Here is a 16,282-nt window from a genome sequence, read left to right on the forward strand (position 1 = left end):
CCCGGGCCGGGTGGTGCGCCTACGGTCGTACCCGAAGCGCCACCACGACCGTGTGCCCGAGTGGCCCAGGGGCCGGACTGCAAATCCGGTGACGCGGGTTCGAATCCCGCCACGGTCTCTACGACGGGGGCTCCGCCCGGTTCCAGTCCATCCGGGACCAGGGCAGGGCCAGTCCGTCCCGGCCCACGACCTGCCGGGGAGCCAGCGAGTCGATCGGCGCGGCCTCGCGGTGCCGCGCGTACACGGTGTCCACGTAGCGGTGGCCGGTGTCGGCGGCGACGAAGAGGACCGTGCGCTCCGGCGACCGGGCGCGCTCCCAGCGGGCGGCGAGGTAGCCCGCCCCCGTGGACAGTCCGGCGAAGACCGCGTGCCGGCGCAGCAGGTCGACACTGCCGGCCAGCGCCGCGTCGAACGAGATCCAGTGGAGCGTGTCGTACGACGCGTGCCGGACGTTCCCGAAGGGGATGGAACTGCCGATTCCCGCGATGATGATCTCGGGGTCGGCGACGTGCTCGGCACCGAAGGTGACGCTTCCGAAGGGCTGTACGCCGACCAGCTCGGTGCCGGGAGCGTCCTCGCGCAGGTAGTGGGCGAGGGCCCCGGTGGAGGCGCCCGACCCCACGCCGCCGACGACGGTGAGCGCCTCGCCGCCCGTGGACGAGCGGACCAGGTCGGCCACGGCCCGGTAGCCGAGGTAGTGGATCTCGTCGTGGTACTGCCGCATCCAGTGGTGGCCGGGGTGTTCGGCGAGGATCTCGTGGACGCGCTCCACGCGCCGCTTCTGGTCCAGCTTCAGGTCACTGCACGGCTCCATCTGCTCCAGCGTCGCTCCGAGGACGGCGAGTTGGGTGCGCAGGGTGTGGTCGACCGTCGTCGAGCCGACGATGTGGCAGTGCATGCCGTGCCGGTGGCAGGCCAGGGCGAGGGCGTACGCGTAGATCCCGCTGGAGCTGTCCAGCAGGGTGTCGCCGCGCCGCACCACTCCGGCGTCGAGCAGATGGCGGACCGCGGCGAGGGCGGAGACCACCTTCATCGTCTCAAAGCGCAGGCAGACGAGCCGGTCGTCGAGGCGTATCAGGTCCGGTCGGCCGATGGCCTCCGCGATGTGCTGGTCCACTCGGGGACTCCTTGGGCGTCGGGAACTTCGGGAGGGTCGGATCAGTCGGGCAGGGCGTGGGGTGGGGGAAGGTCGTGAACGTACGGGTGGCGGGGATGCCGTCGCTCTCCAGGGCCCGTACGCAGCCGCGGACCCGGTGGCGCAGCCCCGGGGCGGCCGGGTCCAGGAGCAGCCCGGCCACGGCGCCGCTGTGCGCGATCTGGACGCCCACGGCCCCGAGCCTGCGGGCGATGCCGACGAGCGCGTCGAACTCCGGGTGGCGCAGGACCCGCTGACCGCGCCGGGCGCTCGCGGTCGCCACCCGGCCGAGCAGTCCGGCGTCGCCCGTGGCCACGGCCCGCCGCAGCAGCACGCGCAGCCGCTCGAAGGCGCGTACGTCGTGGTCGTCGTGCACCCGGGCCGGGAGGGAGAGCGTGTCGACGGGCACGCCCCCGCCCAGCGCGCAGCCCACGACGACCAGCGGCGGCAGGCGGCTGCCGAGTACCTCCAGGACCCGTCCCTCGCGCTGGGCGAAGAGCACCGGGCGGGCATCGAGCATCAGCGGGTCGCAGGCCAGCTCGGCACGGACGGCGAGCCGGGCGACGACGGCGGGCGCGAGCCGCACCGCGTACGAGTCCGCGACCGCGCGGATGACGGCGATGACGTCGCTGGTGGAGCTGCCCATGCCCAGGCCCAGCGGGATGTCGCCGGAGATCCCCAGCTCCCCGCCGCAGGGCGGCTCCCCGCGCCGCCGGGCGCACTCCTCGACGGCCAGGGCCGCCGCGCGCGCGGCCTTCGTACGGTCTGCGGGCCGTACGGTGAGCGCCGTCGGCGGGCTGCCGGCCCGCAGGGTGAACTCCGCCCGGCTGCCCGGGCCGCTCATCGGCAGGGTGACCAGGCCGGCGCACCGGCGCCCGGCGGAGTCGAGGAAGGTGCCCTGGAGGATCTCGCCGTGGTGGCAGGAGGCGTGCCCGGCACCGCGTCGGTCGGTGCCGGGGTGGTCCCGGCGGCCCGCCGGGATCACGCCGGCCCCGCCGTGCGGTAGCGGTACAGCGTGGTCGCATCGGCGCTGAACTGGGAGAAGGGGAAGGGCTCCGCGGACACGGCGGTCACCCCGGAGCCGAGGAAGGCGCGGGCCACCGCGCTGCCGCTCTGGGCGTAGACGACGAGCGGGATCCCCCTGGCGCGGCAGCGGTCCAGGATGGTGTCGAAGGAGCCGTTGCTCAAGGTCATGCCGGTGGCGACGACGGCGTCGGCGCGCTCCAGCACCTCGTGCATGTCGCTGGTGACGGGGTCGCCCCACTGGGTGGCCTTGAAGTTGAAGTCGCAGGGCAGCGGTTCGCCGCCACGCTCGCGGATCGCCGCGACCAGCGGGTTCACCACCCCGATGAGGCCGACCACGGCGCCGCTGCCGATGTCCAGCAGTCCGGCGATCGCCGCGTCGCGGGCCCTCGCGCGGACCTCGGGGGTGCCGGCGGGCAGGGTGACCGGTTCCGCCCCGGAGTCGCGGTGCGGGCGCTGCCGGGCGAGGTAGGCGTCGAGGGCGGCGATCCGCAGGGGACGCGGCGCCTCCCGCAGCAGGATGTCGAGCGGGGCGCCGGAGGAGTCGCGGCAGACCGCGGGGTCGATCTCGCCGGCCTCGAAGGCACAGCCGCCGAAGGAGTCGCCGAGGCGGACCAGGACGTACTGGTTGAGGTAGGTGGTGTCGCCGCCGGCCAGCCGGGTGCCGTGGTGGATCCAGAACACGCTGGTCGCCACCAGCTCGGAAGGCAGCGGGCCGTGCTGGCCGGCCAGTACGGCCTCGATGAGGGCGTCGACGGTCGCCGCGGGAGCGGTTCGGGTCCGGGGCGGGGTCTGGTTCGTCATGGGGTTCCTTCTCGGAGAGCGGATCGGGGCGCGGAGCGGGGCGCGGAGCGCCGCGCGGCGTCGCGGATCGGACCGCGGTAGGTGACCGCCGGCCGGCCCAGGGCGTCGGCGGACAGTTCGGCGTCCACCTCGAAGAAACGGGCGAGGTTCCCGGAGGTGAGGACGTCGGCGGGGGCGCCGGAGGCGACCAGCAGGCCGTCGTGCATGAGCAGCAGCCGGTCGCAGTGGCGGGCGGCCAGGGTGAGGTCGTGCAGGGCGACGAGGACCGTCCGGTCGGCGCCGGCGAGGAGCTCCATCAGCTCCAACTGGTGTTTGACGTCGAGGTGGTTCGTGGGCTCGTCCAGGAGCAGTCCGTACGGCTGCTGGGCGAACGCGCGGGCGATGTGGGCCCTTTGCCGTTCACCGCCGGACAGGCCCTTCCAGGGGCGTCCGGCGAGCCCCGTGAGTCCGACGCGGTCGAGCGCGGCCGCGACGACGGCCCGGTCGTACGCGTCCGGTCCGCGCCAGCGGTCGCGGAAGGGGGTCCGCCCCAGCCCGACGACGTCGGCGACGCGCAGGTCGGTGTCGAGAGCGGAGTCCTGGGCGACGAAGGCGACCCGGCGGGCGATCTCTCGAGCGCCCAAGTCCCGTACGGGCACGCCGTCGTAGCGCACCGTACCCGCGTCGGGCACGCGCAGCCCGGCCAGGCAGCGCAGCAATGAGGACTTGCCCGAGCCGTTGGGGCCGACCAGAGCGACGGTCTCGCCCGGTGCGATGTCCAGGCCGATCCCGCGCAGGACGGGCGTGCCCGTGGCCGACCAGCTCAGCCCTTCGGCGGTGATCCTCACAGTTCCCCCCTCCTGCGCAGGACGAGGAGGAAGAGCGGGACCCCGATCAGCGCCGTGATCACGCCGACGGGCACCTCCCGGGGGGCGAAGGCCACCCGGGCCAGGGCGTCGGTCCACACCAGGAACACCGCGCCCGCGAGCGCCGCGTAGGGCAGCAGCACCCGGTGCAGCGGCCCGGCCAGGAAGCGCACCCCGTGCGGGACGATCAGCCCGACGAAGCCGATGGCGCCGACGGTGGCCACCGCGACCGAGGTCAGCACGGCGGTCACCACGAGCAGCAGCATCCGGGTGCGCCGTACGCCGATCCCGAGGGAGGCGGCGGTGTCCGCGCCGAAGGCGAGCCCGTCGAGGGCGTTCGCGCACAGCAGGGCGGCGGCCAGCCCCAGGGGTGTGACGACCGCGCAGACCACCACGGAGTCCCAGCGGGCCGGCGCCATCGATCCCAGCAGCCAGTGGGTGAGGGCACGCGTGGTGTCGGCGTCGGCCGACGCCATCAGGGTGAGCGAGGTCAGGGCGGTGAACAGTTGGCCGACGACCACCCCGGTCAGCACGATGCGGACCGAGTCGAGCCCCGTGCGGCGCAGCAGGAGCAGCAGTCCCGCGAAGGCGAGCAGCGCCCCGGCGAGGGCGCCGCCGGTGATGCCGAGGGTGCCGGCGCCGAAGCCGAGGACGACGACGGCGACCGCGCCCGCCCCGGCGCCCGAGGAGACCCCGAGCAGGTACGGGTCGGCGAGCGCGTTGCGCGTGACGGCCTGGAGCACCGTCCCGCAGACCGCGAGCGAGGCGCCGACCAGGGCGGCCATCAGGACCCGGGGCAGGCGCAGGTCCCAGACGAGCGAATCCAGCAGCGGCGGCAGCGGTTCGGTGCCCAGTCCGAGCCGCGCCCCGAGCACCCGGCCCAGGTCGGTCCATCCCACGTCGGCGCTGCCGATCCGGGTGGCGGCCGCCACCGAAGCGGCCAGTACGAGCCCCAGGGCGAGCAGCACCCCCGCCCGGGCCCGGAGCCGCGGGGGCGGCGCGGGCGGCGCGGCGACGGCCGCCCCGGGCGCGCGGGCCGCGGGATGCAGCAGGTCAGCGGACATGTCCGAGGTCCTTCATCCCGGCGGCCAGCAGGCCCAGGGCGTGCACGGAGCGCACGGAGGGGTCCAGCTCGATGCCGGGCACCTCGATGATCCTGTTGTCGCGCACCGCCGCCAGCCTGGAGACCACCGGGTCCTCGGCCATCGCCTTGCGCTTCTCGGCGGCGCTGTCACCGGGCCGGCCCCGCTCGGACAGGTCGCCGATCACGATGAAGTCCGGGTCGCGCTTGGCGACTTCCTCCCAGGACACCTCCGGCCAGTCCTCCTCCATGTCGTCGAAGGCGTTCCGCGCGCCGACGATCCGGCTCATCTCGCTGGGCAGCCCGGTCCGGCCGGCGACGTAGGGCATGCCGTTGAAGACGGAGTAGAGGTAGACGACGGTGGGCTGCTTGCCGTTCCGGGCCGTGCCGGAGGCGCCCTCGGCGGCCTTGGCGACGGCGGCGCGCTGCTCCCGGGCGAGCCCTGCGGCCCGCTCCTCGGCGCCGAAGGCCTTGCCGAGCTGCTCGTAGTCGGAGAAGAGCAGTTCGAAGGGGGACTTCCCGGCCTCGTGGTGCTGGGGGCAGTCCACGGCGCTGACGAAGGAGGGGACCCCCAGGGCCGCCAGTTCCTCCCGGGTGCCCGCCCGGTCCTTCGTGTAGAGGTCGGTGGAGCCGGCCACCACGAAGTCCGGTGTGGCGGCCCGTAGTTGCTCACCGGTCGCGATCTTCGGGGCGATCACCGGGACCTTCGCGTACGCGTCCCGGTACTGCGCGGGGATCTTCGTCTTGAGGTTGGCGGTCCCGGCCATCCGGTCCTGGAGGCCCAGTTCCAGCAGGGTCTCGGTCGAGGTCTGGTCCAGGGTGACGGCGCGCTGCGGGGACCGGTCGAAGGAGAGCTGACGGCCGCAGCTGGTGACGTCCGGCCGGGCGGCGGCCGCGCTCTGCGGGCTGCGGTCGGTGGTGGCCGAGCAGCCCGCGGCGACGGCCGTGGATACGAGGACGAGGGTCAGGGCGATGCCCGTTCGGGCTCGGTGGCGCATGGGTTCTCCGGTCTGCGAGGCGGTGTGGGCGTGGAGGTGCACCGGGCAGGAGTGCCGCGTTCACACAGTACTGTAATGGTTATCGTTTTCATTAACCGGATGAGGAGCACCACATCGTGGCGACCACACCTGCCCCCACGGAGTCCAAGAGCCGTCCGCCGGGGACGTGTTCCGTCCTGCGCGACATCGCCTTCCTGCGCCTGTGGGCCGGCACCACCGCCTCCGGACTCGCGACCTGGGCCCTGCCCTTCGTCCTCGGTCTCGCGGTCCTGCAACGCGAACTGGGTGCGGCCGGCCTCGGCCTCGTCCTGGCCGCGCGCACCGCGGGCTTCCTCGCCGCCGTGGCCGTCGGCGGAGTGCTGGCCGACCGGCACTCCCGCCGGGCCGTGGTCCTCTGGTCCGCCCTCGCCGCCGCGGCCGCCGCCCCCCTCCTCGCCGTCGGACTGGGCCGCTCGCTCCTGCTGATGACCGCCGCCGCCGCACTCGCCGGCGCCGGCCAGGGCGCATGCCGCCCCGCCTTCCAGGCGCTCACGGCCGAGGTCGTCGACCCCGGCCGCAGGCAGCAGGCCAATGCCGCGACGACCCTCGCGGTGCGCAGTTCCACACTGGCCGGGCCCGCCCTGACCGCGCTGCTCGCCGCCTTCGTCGACGTCGCGACCCTGCTGCTGGGGATCGGCCTGCTCTGGCTGGTCGCCGCACTCCTGCCGGGCCGGGGCGGCCCCGCCGCGGCCGGCGCACCGGGATCGCCCCGGCCGCAGCGGGCCTCGCTGCGCGCCGAGTTCGTCGACGGGATACGCGAGGCCCGCCGCCACCCGTGGTTCCTCGCCGGGCTCGGCGCCCTGACCGCCGTGATCGCGCTGGGCTACTCCGCCACCAGCGTCGCCCTGCCCCTGATCAGCCGCGACCGCTACGCCACCGAGTGGGTGCTGGCCGCCGCGATGACCGCCTACACCGTGGGCGCGCTCGGCGGCGCCCTGGCCACCGCCCGCTTCCGGCCGAGCTCCCAGGGCTGGGCCGCGTTCGCGGGCCTCGCCGCCTACGGCTTCGCACCGCTGAGCCTGGTGTTCCCGGTGCACCCGGCCGTGGTGATCGGCGCCTACGCGGTCGCCGGGATCGGGATCGAACTGTTCAACGTGCCCTGGTTCACCGCCACCCAGCGCGAGGTCGCCCCGGACAAGCTCGCCCGGGTCTCCTCACTGGACTTCCTCGTCTCCTACGGCCTCGCCCCGGTGGGCCTGGCCCTCATCGCCCCGGCCATCGACACCTTCGGGGTCACCGGGGTCCTCGGTGCGTGCGCCGCGGCCTGCTTCCTCGTCCCCGCGGCGGCCGCACTCGCGCCCACCGCCCGGCACTTCGGGCGCCCGCCGGTCCGGCACACCCCCTGAGCCGCGCCGAGCCGAAACTCAGGGCCGCGACCGTACGAGGACGAACACGGCACCCTCCGGGTCGGCCACGGTGGCCTGCCGCCCCCGCATGCCCTCGCGGGGCGGATCGACGACGCGCCCGCCGAGCTCCTGGACCCGGCGCGCGGCCGCGTCGGTGTCCTCCACCTCGAAGTAGGCCAGCCAGTGCGGGCCCCGGTCGTGCGGCAGCGAACGTCCCACGCCGTGCACGGCGGCGACGGGACGGCCCGCCAGGTTCAGGGTGAGGTGGTCGAAGTCGTCCGAGGCGGTGCCGTAAGTCTGCGCCTCGTGGCCGAACACGTGCTCGTAGAACTTGCCGACCGCCGAGGTGTCCTGGGTGATCAGCTCGTGCCAGACGGGGGTGCCCGGCCCGCCGTGCGGCCGGGCGGCCAGGCCGGGCTGCGCCTGCCACAGCCCGAAGACCGCTCCCAGCGGGTCCGAGCAGATCGCCACCCGCCCCGCGGCACCGGCGTCCAGCGGTCCCACCGCCACCGTGCCGCCGCACGCCCGGACCGACTCGGCGGTCGCGCCGGCGTCGTCCGTGGCCAGGTACGTGGTCCAGGCCGTCGGGAGGTGTGCGTCCGGCGGCATCTCGCCGATCCCGGCGACCTCGTGGCCGTCCAGCACGGCGCGGACGTACGGGCCGAGCTGCTCGGGCCCGGGCACGTACTCCCATCCGAACAGATCGGCGTAGAAATCCTCGGTGCTCCCGAGGCCGTGCACCATGAGGCTCACCCAGCACGGGGTGCCGGGCGTGCGCCGGGTTGCTTCCGCTGCCTCGGTCATGTCAGCCGTCTCCTCCGTCGTGCCGTCACCGGTGCTGATGGTTCCACTCCGACGGACGCGGCGCGCCCCGACCGCGCCGCATTCCGGTGGTCCGGAACTGAGTTGACCGGATCAGGGTCCCCCGCGATGACGGCCCTGTTACGCGGGTGCCGGGTGGGGAGGAAGATGGCCGACATGACTGCGAGAACTGCGATCCTCTCCGCCGCCGAACTGAGGGACGAGCTGGCCGGTGCCCGGCCGCCGGTCCTGCTGGACGTCCGCTGGCAGCTGGGCGGCCCCGACCAGCGGCCCGCGTACGAGGCCGGACACCTGCCCGGCGCCGTGTACGTCGACCTCGACCGCGAACTGGCAGGTCCGGCCGGGTCCGGCGGGCGCCACCCGCTGCCGGACCCGGAGGCCTTCGGCGCGGCGATGCGCAGGGCCGGGGTCGCGGCGGACACGCCCGTGGTCGTGTACGACGGCGGCCAGGGCTGGGCGGCCGCCCGTGCGTGGTGGCTGTTGCGCTGGACGGGTCACCCGAACGTGCGAGTCCTGGACGGCGGCCTTGCCGCGTGGACGGCATCCGGCGGCGCCCTCACGGCTGAACGAGTGATTCCGGTTGAGGGCGATTTCAAGCCAAGCCCGGGGGCGCTCGGGCTGCTCGACGCCGACGCGGCGGCCCTGCGGGCGCGCGAGGGCGTCCTCCTGGACGCCCGGGCGGGGGAGCGGTACCGCGGCGAGGTGGAGCCGATCGACCCGGTGGGCGGCCACATCCCGGGCGCGCTGTCGGCCCCGACCACCGAGAACGTGGGCCCCGACGGCCGGTTCCTGCCGGCGGACGCACTGCGGGCCCGGTTCGGGGCGCTCGGCGCGTCGAAGGGCACCCCGGTGGGCGTCTACTGCGGCTCGGGGGTCTCCGGAGCCCATGAGGTGCTCGCCCTGGAAGTGGCCGGTATCGAGTCCGACCTCTACGCGGGCAGTTGGTCGCACTGGTGCACGGACCCGGCCCGCCCGGTGGCCACGGGCCCGGACCCCCAGTAGGCGGGACGGGGCCGGCGTACATCGGGGCGTCCCCGCGGGTCGCCGAACGCGATGTGCCCGGCAGCTGCGGCCCCTCGTCACGTTCGCCGTCGGAGGAGGGGCCTCGGCGGACGCGCGGGCCCGGTCCGACCCGCTCGCACCGGTCCCGCCGTGCTGTGCGGCCCGCCGCTTCGGGCGTCGGCGCTATTCCTGCTTCTTGCGGCGGGTGCCGAAGACGATCTCGTCCCAGCTCGGCACCGCCGCACGGCGCCCGGGACGGACCCCGTCGGCCTCTGCCTGCCGGTCGGTGGTGCCCGTCAGCCGGTCGCGGTGGCCCGCCACCGTACGGGGCATCAGGACATCGGCGTACGCGGCGCCGGCGCCGGCCGACGCGGCGGGCGCCGGCGGCTCCTCCGCCTCCGCTTCCGCCTCCGCCGGTTCGGTGCGCTCCGGGACGACCATGTCCCCGCGGAAGCTCGGTACCGCCTCCAGCAGGCTGGTCAGCGTGTCCCGTTCCTCCTCCGGCTCCGGCACCGGCGCGGGCCGCGGCTCGGCCCGCTCCAGCTGCCGGTCCAGGGCACGGTCCAGCGGCCGGTCACGCGGCAGGCGCGCGATCCTCGGCACGAAGGGGAAGCTCGGCTCCGGCGTCGCCGGCAGGTCATCCGACTCGCCGATGAGCGAGCGCGCCTCGTCGTCCACGGCCACGACCAGCCGGCGCGGCGGGTCGTAGGTCCAGCTCGCCGAGTGCGGCTCGCCGGCGACCCGGTAGACCAGGAGGACCTCCCAGGTGCCGTCGTCGCGGCGCCACGAGTCCCACTGGACGGATTCCTTCTCGGCCCCGCGCAGGGTCAGACGTTCCTGCACGGCCTCACCGAGCTGCGGCCCGGTGTTCTCGCCGGGGCGGCGCACCGGCGTCTTGCGGGCGCGTTCGGCCATGAAGGCGCGCTCGGCGAGCACGGGACCCTCGAAGCGGCGTACGCGGTCGACGGGGATGCCGGCGAGTTGAGCGACCTCCTCCGCGGAGGCACCGGCTCGTATGCGCGCCTGGATGTCGCGGGGACGGAGGTGGCTCTCGACCTCGATCTCGATCTGGTTCAGGCGCGCGCGGTCGTTGCGTACGGCAGCCCGAAGCCGCTCATCGATCGGAAGCGTGTACTCCGTGCTGTCCGCAGCCTTGAGCACCAGTCGTGTGCCGTCATTGGAGACGGCCACGACACGCAGTTCGGGCATGGGGACCTCCCGGGTGGTGCCTGCCGACGTCACGTGCGTCGCTGCTTCCGCTAGTCGAGTGTGGCCTGCCCGGGTGCAGCCTGCCACAACCTTGCCGTGTTAAACCGGCGTGTCGGGCATGCGCCCTTGATCGCCGTTATGGCACGGTTACCTGTTGAGCACGCACAGTGACCGGACGGTTACTGTGCGCAGCAGGATCCGTGCCATGCCGCGGCATCGCCGGTCTTCGAGTGCCGCTTTCCGTCAGCCGGCCCCCTCTCCCGGGTCCGGACATCCGAAAGGAAGGACAGCCCCAGGGCTCGCCACAGTACTCCATTCGGGCCACCTGGGTGGACCGCCGCGCCGCCGAAGTTTCCTCGGACGGCGGGAGTTGGGCTGCCCGCTGTCAGGTCCCGCCTGCGTCCGCGGCCTGACGCCGGGTGTTCGGCTTCACGGAATCACCCGAAACGGAACTATCGCCTTCGCTCACCTGTCGGTAACTGCTGAAAGAGGAGGAGCGCGAGAGGTCGGGCACACGTGGGGCGGCGATGGGTCGGAGGACGACGCGTGCGGACCGCCCCGCCCCACCCGGACACGTCCGGGCGGCGGGGAGAAGGAGCGGCGGGGCGGCGCCGAGACCCCCGGTCCGGGACCTCCCCGACCCGCTCCCGTCCGCACGGCGACCGGAGTCCGGACCCCGCCCCGCCGACGCCGAGTCCCGCCGACGCCGAGTCCCGCCGACGCCGAAGACCGGCGGCGCGACGACGAGGCCGAGCGCCTCCGTGACCCGGGGACATCGCCGATCAGGCGCCCAGGACGCGCCGCAGGTAGTCGTTGCCGAAGACCCGGTCCGGGTCGAGACGGTCCCGCAGCGCGGTGAACTCGCCGAAGCGGGGATAGATCCGGGAGAAGTACTCCGCGTCCCGCGTGTGCACCTTGCCCCAGTGCGGACGCCCGCCGTGCGAGGTGAAGATGTGCTCGGCCGCGGTGAAGTAGGCCTGGTAGGGGGTGCCCTTGTACATGTGCACCGCGATGTAGGCCGTCTCGCGCCCGGAGGCCGTGGACAGCGCGATGTCGTCCGCCGGAGCCGTCCGCACCTCCACGGGGAAGCTGATCCGCAGCCGGGAGCGGTCGACCATCGCCCGCAGCTCCCGCAGCGCCTCGACCACCGCCTCGCGCGGAAGGGCGTACTCCATCTCCACGAACCGCACCCGGCGCGGACTGGTGAACACCTTGTACGGGATGTCCGTGTAGGTGCGCGCCGACAGGGCGCGGCTGGCCACGCGGGCGATGGACGGGATGGTGGCCGGGACCGCGCGGCCCAGCGAGTTCACGGCCTGGAAGAGGCCGTTGGAAAGCAGCTCGTCCTCGATCCAGCCGCTCACCGGTCCGGGCGGGGCGGCGGGGCCCTGGCTGCGGTTGTTGCGCTTGGTGTTGCAGTTGCCGGTGTGCGGGAACCAGTAGAACTCGAAGTGCTCGTTCTCCGCGAAGTGCTCCTCGAACTCGGCGGCCACCCGGTCGAAGCCCATGGGCTCCTCACGGGCGGTCAGGAAGAAGAGCGGCTCCACGGCGAAGGTGATCGAGGTGACGATGCCGAGCGCGCCGATGCCCACCCGGGCCGCCGCGAAGACCGCGCGCTCCTCGGCGGTCCCCGTCTCCGAACACGTCAGCACACTGCCGTCGGCCGTGACCAGCTCCAGGGCGCGGATCTGGGCGGCGAGGGAGGCCGAGTCACGGCCGGTGCCGTGGGTGCCGGTGCTGGTGGCGCCGGAGACCGTCTGCTCCATGATGTCGCCCATGTTGGTGAGCGAGAGGCCCTCCGCGGCGAGGGCCCGGTTGAGGTCCTTGAGGGTCGTGCCCGCCGCCACCGTGACGGTGCCCGCGGCGCGGTCGACCGACCGGATCCCCGCCAGGGCCTGCGGCCGTACGAGGACCCCGTCGGTCGCGGCGGCCGCGGTGAAGGAGTGGCCGGTGCCGACCGCCTTCACCCGCAGCCCGTCCTCGGCGGCCCTGCGGACCGTCTCCTGGAGCTCCTCGACCGAGGCCGGGGTCGCCACGCGGGTGGGCGTGGCGGTGACGTTGCCCGCCCAGTTACGCCACGCGGTCGCCGTGCTGCTGTTCCGTGCTGTCGCCGTCCCCATCGGTTGCTGGCTCCTCCCCTTGCGCCGGCCTCGTCAGCCGGCGGTATCCCGCGAACGCCACCGCCGCCGCGGCCGCCCCCGCCGAGATGGAGACGACGTATCCCGTCCGCGCGCCGGCCGCGTCGACGACCCAGCCGGTCACGGAGGACCCCAGCGCGATACCGACCGCGAGGCCGGTGCTGATCCAGGTCATGCCCTCGGTCAGCTTCGCGTGTGGTACGTGCGCCTCGATCAGGGCCATCGTGGTGATCATCGTGGGAGCGATGGCGAGGCCCGAGACGAAGAGCGCCACGGCCAGAAACGGAAGGTTCCCGGCCAGTAGGAGGGGGATCATACTCACGGCCATCGCACATACGCCCAGTACCCAGCGCAGTTCTGTCCGGCCCTTGAGGTGGAGCAGGCCGAAGACGATGCCCGCCAGGCAGGATCCGGCCGCCCAGATGGCCAGGATGAAGCTTGCGGCGGACTTCTGGCCCTGCTCCTCGGCGAAGGCCAGCGTGGACACGTCGATGGAGCCGAAGATCGCGCCGGTCGCCACGAACGTGGCCGTCAGGACCTGCAGGCCGGGGGAGCGCAGGGCCGAGGTGCGGTGCCCGTCCGGCGCGCGCGGGTGCGGGGCGGGCTCGGTGGACCGCTGCGCGGTCAGCAGCCATACGCCGACGAGCAGGCAGACGGCGGCGATCAGCGGACCGGCCTCGGGGAACCAGGTGGTGGACAGTCCGATGGCGAGGATCGGGCCGAAGATGAAGCACACCTCGTCGACGACGGACTCGAAGGAGTAGGCGGTGTGCAGTTCGCGCGGGGAGTCGCGGTAGATGACGGTCCACCGGGCGCGGACCATCGATCCGACGCTGGGCACGCAGCCCGCCACGGCCGCACAGACGAAGAGGGTCCAGTCGGGCCAGCCGTTCGCGGCGGCCACCAGTAGCACGGCGACCGCGGCCACGCAGATCAGCGTGGCGGGGCGGAGCACCGCCCGCTGCCCGTGCTGGTCCACCAGCCGGGACACCTGCGGGCCGACCACCGCCGCGGCGAGGGCGAGGGTGCCGGTCAGGGCGCTCGCCATGGCGTAGCGGCCGGTGATCTCGGAGATCATCGTCAGGATGCCGACGCCGACCATGGATATCGGCAGGCGGCCGATCAGGCCGGCGGCACTGAACCCCTTGGTGCCGGGGGCCGCGAAGATCGCGCGGTAGGGACTGGGCAAGGGAGCCCTCCGTAAGGGACGTGATCGGCCCGTACAGGTTACGACGGCCGACCGGGCACCGCACGGGAGAGTTTCCGCGAGCCGGAACTTAGGTTCACCTTACCTTCATCGGTGTCCGCCTCGCGGACAGGGTGGTTCTCTCCGGAGCGGGCCGGGTGGCAGGATTCGAGGCATGTCAGACCAGCTCCCCCCGCCCGCCGGCGGGCCCGCCGCCCCGTACGACGCCCTGCTGCTGCTGTCCTTCGGCGGCCCCGAGGGACCCGACGACGTCGTGCCCTTCCTGGAGAACGTCACGCGCGGGCGCGGTATCCCGCGCGAGCGGCTCAAGGAGGTCGGGCAGCACTACTTCGGCTTCGGCGGGGTCAGCCCGATCAACGCGCAGAACCGCGCGCTGCTGGACGCGCTGCGCAAGGACTTCTCCGAGCACGGGCTGGACCTGCCGGTCTACTGGGGCAACCGCAACTGGGCCCCGTACCTGACCGACGTGATGCGGGAGATGGCCGCCGACGGACGCCGCCGCATCGCCGTGCTGGCGACCAGCGCCTACGCCTCGTACTCGGGCTGCCGGCAGTACCGCGAGAACCTCGCGGACGCACTGGCCGCCCTGGCCGAGGAGGGCGTGGAGCCGCCGCGGGTCGACAAGCTGCGGCACTACTTCAACCACCCCGGCTTCGTGGACCCCATGATCGAAGGCGTGGTGGCGGCGCTCGGCGAACTGCCCGAGGCGGTCCGCGAGGGCGCCCACCTCGCCTTCACCACCCACTCCATCCCGACCGCCGCGGCGGACACCTCCGGCCCCGTGGAGGACCACACCGGGGGCGGCGAGGGCGGCGCTTACGTCAAGCAGCACCTCGACGTCGCCCGGGTGATCGCGGACGAGGTGGCCGTGCGCACCGGCGTCGCCCGTCCCTGGAAGCTCGTCTACCAGTCCCGCAGCGGCGCCCCGCACATCCCGTGGCTGGAGCCGGACATCTGCGACCACCTGGAGGCCCTGCACGCCGAGGGCGCGCCCGCCGTGGTCATGGTGCCCATCGGCTTCGTCTCCGACCACATGGAAGTCCTGTACGACCTGGACACCGAGGCCACGGCCAAGGCGGCGGAACTGGGCCTGCCCGTCGCGCGCTCGGCGACCGTCGGAGCCGACCCGTCCTTCGCCGGGGCCGTACGGGAGCTCGTGCTGGAGCGTGCCGCCAAGGAGCGCGGGGAGCCGGCCGAGGAGTGCTGGGTGGGCATGCTGGGCCAGAGCCATGACCTGTGCGCGGTGGGCTGCTGCCCGGCGCGCAGCCCCCGGCCGGCGGCCGCGGGCGCGGACAGCCCGTACTAGCGGGCGGCCCGTTCGAGGCGTACGAGGAAGAGGAACCGTGATTTCCGAAGAGCTGAAGGCCGAACTGCTGGACGTCGGCATGGAGGCCGCCCGGCAGGCCGGGGCTCTGCTGCGCGACGGCCGGCCGGCCGACCTGGCGGTGGCGGCGACGAAGACCAGCCCCATCGACGTGGTGACCGAGATGGACATCGCGGCGGAGAAGCTGATCACCGGCATCCTGGCCGAACGGCGGCCCGAGGACGGACTGCTGGGCGAGGAGGGCGCGGACACCCCGGGGACGAGCGGGGTGCGCTGGGTCGTCGACCCGCTGGACGGCACCGTGAACTACCTCTACGGGCTCCCGAGCTGGGGCGTGTCCATCGCCGCCGAGTACGGGGGCGAGACCGTGGTCGGCGTCGTGGCGGCGCCGATGCGCGGGGAGGTCTACCACGCGGTCCTCGGCGGCGGCGCCTGGCTGGGCACGGCCCGCCTCGCCTGCCGCCCGGCGGCCCCGCTGGACCAGGCGCTGGTCGGGACCGGCTTCGCCTACGTCCAGACCCGGCGGGCCCGCCAGGCCGACGTGGCGCAGCGGATCATCCCGCTGGTGCGGGACATCCGGCGGGGCGGCTCGGCGGCGCTGGACCTGTGCGACGTGGCCGCGGGGCGGCTGGACGGCTACTACGAGCGCGGCCTGAACCCCTGGGACCTGGCCGCCGGCGAGCTGATCGCCCGCGAGGCGGGGGCCGTGACCGGCGGCCGCCCGGGGGAGCCGGCCTCGGGCGAGCTGGCACTGGCCGCCAGTCCGGCCGTCTTCGCCTCCCTCCAGCCGCTGCTGGAAGAGGCCGGGGCCTGGCACGACTGAGTGCGGCGGCGGTCAACGCACGTGGACCCCGGCCGCCCCTTCGGGCGGCCGGGGTCCACGTCGTCCTTGAGCCGGCGCTCAGCGGCCGGTCGGCTGCCGGGCAGGGCCGGTCAGCGGCCGGTCAGCAGGCGGGTACGGCGGCCGTGACCGGGACGCCGTGCTCGGCGGCCAAGCGCTGGAGGTCTTCCAGCTCCGCCTGTTCCACTTCCGCGAGGAAGTCGTCGCCCGTCTCACGGGCGTGCCTGAGATCCGACTGCGTGGCCCTGATGCGGTGCAGGAGACCCGCGGTGAATGCGTCCATGATGGGTTCGCCCCCTCTTCGTGGGTCGGCGGCGGCACGTGGCTATACCGCCGTCAGGGAGTGGATGGGGTGTTCTCACGTCCTCCCCGGCACCCCGGGCCCAGAAACCTCTGAAGGCCGGGGAATCCTCACTTCAGCCCCGGGAGCCCCTCTCTGACCCGCCTTACAGCCGGTTTACGGCTGAA

The 16,282-nt window shown here is 74.0% G+C and carries 15 protein-coding genes and 1 tRNA gene; 5 read left to right on the forward strand and 11 right to left on the reverse strand.

Annotated features, from left to right (window positions below; all coding sequences use genetic code 11):
* Positions 1–46 precede the first annotated feature (46 nt).
* Positions 47–118 (forward strand) — tRNA-Cys (locus tag ACZ3X1_RS24995).
* On the opposite strand, the gene ACZ3X1_RS25000 is transcribed toward ACZ3X1_RS24995, so the two are convergent.
* The 6 genes from ACZ3X1_RS25000 to ACZ3X1_RS25025 are packed head-to-tail and all read right to left on the reverse strand — an operon-like array spanning position 119 to position 5,886.
* Positions 119–1,117, reverse strand: a complete 999-nt coding sequence (locus ACZ3X1_RS25000; protein WP_356814489.1) for a pyridoxal-phosphate dependent enzyme — start codon at positions 1,115–1,117, stop codon at positions 119–121. It abuts the tRNA gene before it with no gap.
* Positions 1,038–2,120 (reverse strand): GHMP family kinase ATP-binding protein, encoded by a 1,083-nt coding sequence (locus ACZ3X1_RS25005; RefSeq protein ID WP_467281019.1) that lies wholly within the window; start codon positions 2,118–2,120, stop codon positions 1,038–1,040. The genes ACZ3X1_RS25000 and ACZ3X1_RS25005 overlap by 80 nt, the downstream gene beginning before the upstream one ends.
* Complete coding sequence (locus ACZ3X1_RS25010) at positions 2,117–2,962, reverse strand: Rossmann-like domain-containing protein (RefSeq protein ID WP_467281020.1); 846 nt, start codon at positions 2,960–2,962, stop codon at positions 2,117–2,119. The genes ACZ3X1_RS25005 and ACZ3X1_RS25010 overlap by 4 nt, the downstream gene beginning before the upstream one ends.
* Positions 2,959–3,789, reverse strand: a complete 831-nt coding sequence (locus ACZ3X1_RS25015; RefSeq protein ID WP_467281021.1) for an ABC transporter ATP-binding protein — start codon at positions 3,787–3,789, stop codon at positions 2,959–2,961. Before ACZ3X1_RS25015 ends, ACZ3X1_RS25010 begins: the two co-directional genes overlap by 4 nt.
* Complete coding sequence (locus ACZ3X1_RS25020) at positions 3,786–4,871, reverse strand: FecCD family ABC transporter permease (protein ID WP_467281022.1); 1,086 nt, start codon at positions 4,869–4,871, stop codon at positions 3,786–3,788. The genes ACZ3X1_RS25015 and ACZ3X1_RS25020 overlap by 4 nt, the downstream gene beginning before the upstream one ends.
* Complete coding sequence (locus ACZ3X1_RS25025; protein ID WP_467281023.1) at positions 4,861–5,886, reverse strand: ABC transporter substrate-binding protein; 1,026 nt, start codon at positions 5,884–5,886, stop codon at positions 4,861–4,863. The genes ACZ3X1_RS25020 and ACZ3X1_RS25025 overlap by 11 nt, the downstream gene beginning before the upstream one ends.
* Before the next feature lie 116 nt (positions 5,887–6,002).
* On the opposite strand from ACZ3X1_RS25025, the gene ACZ3X1_RS25030 reads away from it, so the two are divergent.
* Positions 6,003–7,271: an MFS transporter gene (locus tag ACZ3X1_RS25030; RefSeq protein ID WP_467281024.1), complete on the forward strand. Its 1,269-nt coding sequence runs from the start codon at positions 6,003–6,005 to the stop codon at positions 7,269–7,271.
* 18 nt (positions 7,272–7,289) lie between these two features.
* On the opposite strand, the gene ACZ3X1_RS25035 is transcribed toward ACZ3X1_RS25030, so the two are convergent.
* Complete coding sequence (locus ACZ3X1_RS25035) at positions 7,290–8,075, reverse strand: VOC family protein (protein WP_467281025.1); 786 nt, start codon at positions 8,073–8,075, stop codon at positions 7,290–7,292.
* A gap of 174 nt (positions 8,076–8,249) precedes the next feature.
* Here ACZ3X1_RS25035 and ACZ3X1_RS25040 point away from each other — a divergent pair, with 174 nt between their 5' ends.
* Positions 8,250–9,095 carry a sulfurtransferase gene (locus ACZ3X1_RS25040; RefSeq protein ID WP_467281026.1) on the forward strand — a complete coding sequence of 282 codons (846 nt, stop codon included), beginning with the start codon at positions 8,250–8,252 and terminating at the stop codon, positions 9,093–9,095.
* Positions 9,096–9,278: 183 nt separating this feature from the next.
* Here ACZ3X1_RS25040 and sepH read toward each other — a convergent pair whose 3' ends face one another.
* From sepH to ACZ3X1_RS25055, 3 genes are all read right to left on the reverse strand, one after another.
* Positions 9,279–10,304 (reverse strand): septation protein SepH, encoded by a 1,026-nt coding sequence (sepH, locus tag ACZ3X1_RS25045; protein WP_467281027.1) that lies wholly within the window; start codon positions 10,302–10,304, stop codon positions 9,279–9,281.
* 782 nt (positions 10,305–11,086) lie between these two features.
* Positions 11,087–12,424 carry a D-arabinono-1,4-lactone oxidase gene (locus ACZ3X1_RS25050; RefSeq protein ID WP_467281028.1) on the reverse strand — a complete coding sequence of 446 codons (1,338 nt, stop codon included), beginning with the start codon at positions 12,422–12,424 and terminating at the stop codon, positions 11,087–11,089.
* Positions 12,375–13,631: an MFS transporter gene (locus ACZ3X1_RS25055; protein WP_356814478.1), complete on the reverse strand. Its 1,257-nt coding sequence runs from the start codon at positions 13,629–13,631 to the stop codon at positions 12,375–12,377. The genes ACZ3X1_RS25050 and ACZ3X1_RS25055 overlap by 50 nt, the downstream gene beginning before the upstream one ends.
* Before the next feature lie 172 nt (positions 13,632–13,803).
* On the opposite strand from ACZ3X1_RS25055, the gene ACZ3X1_RS25060 reads away from it, so the two are divergent.
* Positions 13,804–14,955, forward strand: a complete 1,152-nt coding sequence (locus ACZ3X1_RS25060) for a ferrochelatase (RefSeq protein ID WP_467281029.1) — start codon at positions 13,804–13,806, stop codon at positions 14,953–14,955.
* A 79-nt stretch (positions 14,956–15,034) separates the two neighbouring features.
* A complete protein-coding gene (locus ACZ3X1_RS25065) occupies positions 15,035–15,796 on the forward strand; it encodes an inositol monophosphatase family protein (protein ID WP_467281066.1) in 762 nt (253 codons plus the stop codon).
* Positions 15,797–15,917: 121 nt separating this feature from the next.
* Here the strand turns inward: ACZ3X1_RS25065 and ACZ3X1_RS25070 are convergent, their stop codons facing one another.
* Positions 15,918–16,097 (reverse strand): hypothetical protein, encoded by a 180-nt coding sequence (locus ACZ3X1_RS25070; protein ID WP_030821464.1) that lies wholly within the window; start codon positions 16,095–16,097, stop codon positions 15,918–15,920.
* Positions 16,098–16,282 lie beyond the last annotated feature (185 nt).

It is taken from the genome of Streptomyces sp. NPDC023541 (genome assembly GCF_055559995.1).

Bases quoted from the DNA above. Each gene is read 5' to 3' on its own strand.
- ACZ3X1_RS25010 (WP_467281020.1), bottom strand. From the start codon at position 2,962: ATGACGAACCAGACCCCGCCCCGGACCCGAACCGCTCCCGCGGCGACC.
- ACZ3X1_RS25035 (WP_467281025.1), bottom strand. From the start codon at position 8,075: ATGACCGAGGCAGCGGAAGCAACCCGGCGCACGCCCGGCACCCCGTGC.
- ACZ3X1_RS25050 (WP_467281028.1), bottom strand. From the start codon at position 12,424: ATGGGGACGGCGACAGCACGGAACAGCAGCACGGCGACCGCGTGGCGT.
- ACZ3X1_RS25020 (WP_467281022.1), bottom strand. From the start codon at position 4,871: ATGTCCGCTGACCTGCTGCATCCCGCGGCCCGCGCGCCCGGGGCGGCC.
- ACZ3X1_RS25025 (WP_467281023.1), bottom strand. From the start codon at position 5,886: ATGCGCCACCGAGCCCGAACGGGCATCGCCCTGACCCTCGTCCTCGTA.
- ACZ3X1_RS25070 (WP_030821464.1), bottom strand. From the start codon at position 16,097: ATGGACGCATTCACCGCGGGTCTCCTGCACCGCATCAGGGCCACGCAG.
- ACZ3X1_RS25065 (WP_467281066.1), top strand. From the start codon at position 15,035: ATGGAGGCCGCCCGGCAGGCCGGGGCTCTGCTGCGCGACGGCCGGCCG.
- sepH (WP_467281027.1), bottom strand. From the start codon at position 10,304: ATGCCCGAACTGCGTGTCGTGGCCGTCTCCAATGACGGCACACGACTG.
- ACZ3X1_RS25060 (WP_467281029.1), top strand. From the start codon at position 13,804: ATGTCAGACCAGCTCCCCCCGCCCGCCGGCGGGCCCGCCGCCCCGTAC.
- ACZ3X1_RS25040 (WP_467281026.1), top strand. From the start codon at position 8,250: ATGACTGCGAGAACTGCGATCCTCTCCGCCGCCGAACTGAGGGACGAG.